This window comes from Martelella sp. (assembly GCF_984369615.1).
This window is the reverse complement of sequence record NZ_CFHTCS010000305.1, coordinates 1-5,291: the sequence shown is the minus strand read 5'-3', so window position 1 is coordinate 5,291 and position 5,291 is coordinate 1. Positions and strand designations below refer to the sequence as shown.

Below are 5,291 nucleotides of genomic sequence, written 5' to 3'. Positions count from 1 at the left end.
GTCCTTCATCGAGAACTGGGGCAATTTTTTCGTGCCCTTCATCCTGCTGCAAAGCCGCGACAATTATCCGATGGCCGTCTCGCTCTACAGCTTCTTCGGGGAATATGGGGAGGCCATGTATGGCCAGCTTGCCGCCTTCGCGCTGCTTTACACGGCGCCCACGCTGCTCGTCTATTTCCTGATCCAGAAGCCGCTGCAAAAGGGCGGACTCCGGCTCGGCGGCGCGGTCAAGGCCTGAGGGAGACGTCATGCAGAAGAAGCCCAATATCCTCTTCCTGTTTTCCGACCAGCACAGCGTGCGTGCGATGGGCGATTGCGCGGAGACGCCGGTGGAAACCCCGTCGCTCGATCGGCTGGCCGCAGGCGGCGTGCGTTTCGACAATGCCTATTGCCAGAACCCACTCTGCGTGCCGAGCAGGGCGAGCCTTCTGACCGGGAAGTATTGCCGCACGACTGGCATTTACGACAACCGCCACGTCCTGCCCGCCAACGGTCCAACGCTGGCGCGCGCGCTCGGCGGTGCCGGATACCGCACGGCGCTTGTGGGCAAGACGCATTTCAACGGCGAGCAGTTCCAGGGCTTTCAGGAACGCCCCTACGGCGATCTCTATGGCCAGGCCCACCAGCCGGATCCCGCCCGCCACCCAAACGAATCCGGTCTCGGCGATATTCTCGGCGATGCCGGCCCTTCGGGCATTCCCCTTGCCATGACGCAGACGGAAATCTGCGTCAGCGAGGCGGCCAAATGGCTGCAGGGTCATGCGGCCCGTCCGGGAGATGCGCCGTTCTTTCTGGCCGTCCATTTCGACAAACCGCATTTTCCGATCAACCCGCCGCGTCGCTTCTTCGAGCGTTTCGCGGGCAGGGTGGAACTGCCGGACTATGATCCCGACTGGCTTTCTCGCGCGCCCGCCTTTGTGCAGAAGGCGGCAGCGGCGAGCGGCACGGCGCATCACCTCGGCGATGATGCGGTGAATGCCCGGGCGCTTGCTGCCTATTACGGATGCGTCGAATGGGTCGATGATGCCGTCGGCCGGCTTCTGGATGTGATCGACTATCTCGACCTCTTCGAGGAGACGATCGTCATCTACGCCTCCGATCACGGTGAGATGGCGGCGCGTCGGGGGCTCTGGCAGAAGACCGTCTTCTATGAGGATTCCGCCCGTGTTCCGCTGATCATCCGCTGGCCGGGCGTGGCGGAGGCGGGGATCCGGACGAATGCTCTTGCCGGGCTGATCGACCTTTACCCGACCCTTTGCGCCGCGGCGGGGATTTCTCCGCCCGAGGGTTTGGAAGGCTTGGACCTCGCGCCGGTTCTTGCCGGGGGCGGGCCGCCGGAGCGGAACCTTTTCTGCGAGAGCGCCGTGCTGAAGCAGCCGGACCACGCTGGCTGCATGCTGCGCCGGGGCGACTGGAAATACTGCCTCTATCTGGACGGCGCCGAGGAACTCTACAACCTCGCCGATGATCCCGACGAGTGGAACGATCTCTCCCGGGCGCCGGGAGAGGCGGCGCTGAAGGCGGAACTGCGGGCGGCGACCGAGGCCTTCTTCAGGCCAGAGGAGTTCGCCGCGCGCTATGCCGCCACCCCGCGCATGCCCTTCGAGAAGCATTTCTACCCTTATTCGAACCAGTTCATCACCGGCAATGGCGTCGTCTTCGACGCGCGGCCCTGACAGACGCGAAACAGCCGAGGAGGAAACCAATGGCCGGCTTTACACTGAAAAATCTGAGCAAGTCCTATGGTGCGCTGGAAGTCATCAAGGGCATTGACCTTGAGGTGCGCGACGGCGAGTTCATCGTTTTTGTCGGCCCGTCGGGATGCGGAAAATCCACGCTCCTGCGCATGATTGCCGGGCTGGAGGAGGTCAGCGGCGGCGATCTGATGATCGGGGAGAGGCGCTGCAATGATATTCCGGCCAAGGCGCGCGGCATTGCCATGGTCTTCCAGTCCTATGCGCTCTATCCGCACAAGACCGTCTACGAAAACATGTCTTTCGGCCTGAAGCTCGCCAAACGACCGAAGGACGAGATCGACCGCAAGGTGCGCGCGGCGGCTGGCATTCTCCATATCGAGCATCTGTTGGAGCGGCGCCCCAGCCAGCTCTCTGGCGGTCAGCGCCAGCGCGTTGCCATCGGTCGGGCGATCGTCCGCGACCCGCAGGTGTTCCTCTTCGACGAGCCGCTGTCGAACCTTGATGCGGCGCTGCGCGTCCACATGCGGCTCGAGCTGTCGAAACTGCATGACGACCTTGGCACCACCATGGCCTATGTCACCCATGACCAGATCGAGGCGATGACGCTTGCCGACCGGATCGTGGTGCTTGACCATGGCGATGTGCAGCAGGTGGGCACCCCGCTGGAGCTCTATCACTTGCCGCAAAACCTGTTCGTTGCGGGCTTCATAGGTTCGCCGAAGATGAACTTTCTCGAGGGGACCGTCGCCGCCGTGGAAGCCGACGCGATTATTGTGGAGGTTCCCGGATTTGCCCGGGTTTCCGTGCCGGTTTGCCCCGCTCGCGATACGAGCGCCGGCGACGCGGTGACGATCGGCATCCGCCCGGAACATATCGACCCCGCGGGCGATGCTGGTGGTTTTGCCTGCGCTATCGAGGTTGCCGAGAATATTGGTGATCATGCCATGCTGCAGTTGCAGGGGGCAGGTGGTCAGTCGCTGATGGTGAAAGCCAGCGGTGATACGTTCTGGAGCCGCGGGGGCGCGTACCCTGTTACCTTTCAGCCGGACGCTTTGCACCTCTTTAATGACGGAGGTACGGCGTTTCCCAGGGTCAACCGTCCGAAAGTGCTGGGCGGCGTGGATGGATTTCGGCCAGCTTGAAAGCGAAGCCTATATTGATTTTGGCTGACGGGAGGTCTCTCTTAGACAGCGGTACGATCTTTTCAAAGCGTTGGAGAGCGCGGTGTGATGGCGGGGTGGAATCCGCAGTGTACCAATTGCGCACTGCTTTCGAGTGCCTATGCGCAGTCATCGACATGCCGGTACGGATCGAACATGTTGCGGGCAAAGCCGGTTGTCGCCCCTTTCCCAAACGGTTGCGGCCTGCCGAACGCCGGGGCCGCTTGCACTTGGGTTTATCTTTCCTCAAATTGGGGGGAGAGGGAATATGCGTCGGCCGTCATGCCGTCACCGGGGGAGACGTTTTTTGCCAGAAGAGACCAGAACCAAGCCGGCAGGTGAGGATTTAATCCCGCGCGATTTTTTTTCGAGCACCGATTATGGCCAGTGGCGGGAGGCCATGAGCCAGCTTTACGTGCCCACTCTGGATCAAGGGGCCGGTGATCCGTTCCGGGTTGAAGTGGACAGTTTCATGCTCGGGATCGGCACGCTGGGACGCTGCATGAGCGTTCGGCAGGCCTTCGCCCGCAGCCGCACGCAGATCGGCCGTGACGGCATCGACAATTACATGGTTCAGATTTTCCGAAGAGGGCGATGCCATGCCCGCGCGCCTGGCGGCGATATCACGCTTGACGCCGGCGACATCTGCATTTTCGACAATGCTGAGCCGCTTGATACCGTCAACGAGGACTTTGACCTCATGGCACTTGCGGTTCCGCGCAACCGGCTTGCTCCGTTGCTGCATGATCCCGATGGGCTGCATTATCGTCGCGTCCGCCGCGACATGCCGCTCGCCCGCTTGTTCCGCTCGCATGTGATGGAAGTCTATCGCATGGCTCCCGCCATGCAGGCGCAGGACGGCCCCCGGGTTTTTTCGGCGCTCGTTCATTTCCTCGCTGCCGTTATCAATGGCGGCAGCGATCTTACCTGTGACCAGAAGGCCCTGTTGCGGCACAGCCTGATGCAGGACGTGCGCCAGCATATCGATGACAACCTAGAGAGCGACAAGCTGACGGTGGAGGACATCGCCGCCCGGTTCGGCGTCTCGCGCACCCGCCTCTATGCCCATTTCGAACCCCATGGCGGGGTCGCTGCCTTCGTGCGTCAGCGGCGCCTGGCCGCAGCCTATCACAAGCTCACCGATCCGCTGGCGCCGCAACCCAATATCAACATCATCGCAACGGCGGTCGGGTTCCAGTCCGAAAGCGCCTTCATCAGGGCTTTTCGCCGGCAATACGGAATGACGCCGGGGGAGGCTCGGCGGCAGCGACATGCGGCCGCGGCGCCGGTGACAACATCCCCCGCGACAAAATATGTCTGGTCCGAATGGTTCACGCGTCCCTGACGCCGACCGAGCTTTGGTGCCGGAAAAGCCATTTCAGGACGTTCGGCATATGATTAGGGACGTGCGAGCGATACATGGCGTTTTCCTTCCTTTAGTCAGGAAATCGATCCGCCGGGCAGCGATTCCCGGTGCTCTAGCGCATCGGCCCGAAAATCGGAATCGATTTTTGGAAAGCACGATGCGTAGATTCAATAGGTTAGAGCGCCGTGCGTCCGAAAGGACGCACGGCGCTCTAGGCAAACTCACGGCTATCAGGGGCAGACGATATGAATTGCCAGACTTTGGACAGGGGCGACGCCGCGCGTTTCCCACCGGATGCCGAATTGCATTTTGCGCATCCGTCCGGACCACGGGGCGTCGCCGCCGTTCTCGATTGCGTCTCCGCGCCAGGCGTCAGCCCGTCAGGTTTCGCCGTCAGCCCGTCAGCCTGGCGCCTCGGGCGTGCGCCTTTTACTGACGTCGAACGGACACGCCGTGGCCGCAGGTCCATCTTCGTGCACCCATCAGAAACATGACTTTCAACGCCAGATTCCAGCCGTCAAGATCCAGCGCTTCCGGCCGAAAGACGTTGCGCCTTTTTACCTGTTCCTGTGGGCACCGACTACGTTTCGGGGCATCTTTCTGCGGGCGGTGTTATCAAGGAACGCCTGTTTACAATCGGCGCTGGCCTTTCAGGTTTTTCTGTTTTTTCTTTATTGTCTTCCTTTTATTTTTATTACCAATGCTGTTTTACGATTTATTTCAGTAGAAATTCCCGAACTCCATTTTATAACCTATGAATATCAGAAAATACGAGCAGTAGGTTCTGCCGGCGCCGGTCCTCAAGACCGGCCGAAGTCGGAACCAAAACGCGCTGCTTTGGGCGCATGGCGATGATCTGCATGAGAGCGTAGCTCGACCGGAGGTCACTGCCATGCGCCGCTTTTCTTTTCCGGACGCTCTGGTTCGTCCGTCCTCGCCTGTCGGGGCGGTCGCGGGCAAAGGCGTTCTTCCGGCAGCCGGTCCGGAGGAGCAGGTCAGGGGCTGGCCGGCGCTTGCGCAGCCCGCGCGCATCTTTGCGGAAACAACGGACGGCAAATCGCCAAAGAT

Annotated in this window: 4 protein-coding genes and 1 pseudogene; all 5 read left to right on the top strand. The window is 61.3% G+C overall.

The genetic code is table 11. From position 1 onward, the window contains the following. Nucleotides 1-238: pseudogene (locus AC5DC2_RS18830) on the top strand (carbohydrate ABC transporter permease); the annotation flags it as partial. A gap of 10 nt (nucleotides 239-248) precedes the next feature. Next, on the top strand, nucleotides 249-1,676 hold the full coding sequence (locus tag AC5DC2_RS18825; protein ID WP_491699576.1) for a sulfatase family protein: 1,428 nt from the start codon (nucleotides 249-251) through the stop codon (nucleotides 1,674-1,676). A 29-nt stretch (nucleotides 1,677-1,705) separates the two neighbouring features. Further along, complete coding sequence (locus AC5DC2_RS18820) at nucleotides 1,706-2,839, top strand: ABC transporter ATP-binding protein (RefSeq protein ID WP_491699575.1); 1,134 nt, start codon at nucleotides 1,706-1,708, stop codon at nucleotides 2,837-2,839. A gap of 418 nt (nucleotides 2,840-3,257) precedes the next feature. Next, nucleotides 3,258-4,202 carry a helix-turn-helix domain-containing protein gene (locus AC5DC2_RS18815; RefSeq protein WP_491699574.1) on the top strand — a complete coding sequence of 315 codons (945 nt, stop codon included), beginning with the start codon at nucleotides 3,258-3,260 and terminating at the stop codon, nucleotides 4,200-4,202. Nucleotides 4,203-4,532: 330 nt separating this feature from the next. Beyond that, nucleotides 4,533-5,078 carry a hypothetical protein gene (locus AC5DC2_RS18810; RefSeq protein WP_491699573.1) on the top strand — a complete coding sequence of 182 codons (546 nt, stop codon included), beginning with the start codon at nucleotides 4,533-4,535 and terminating at the stop codon, nucleotides 5,076-5,078. Nucleotides 5,079-5,291: the final 213 nt, after the last annotated feature.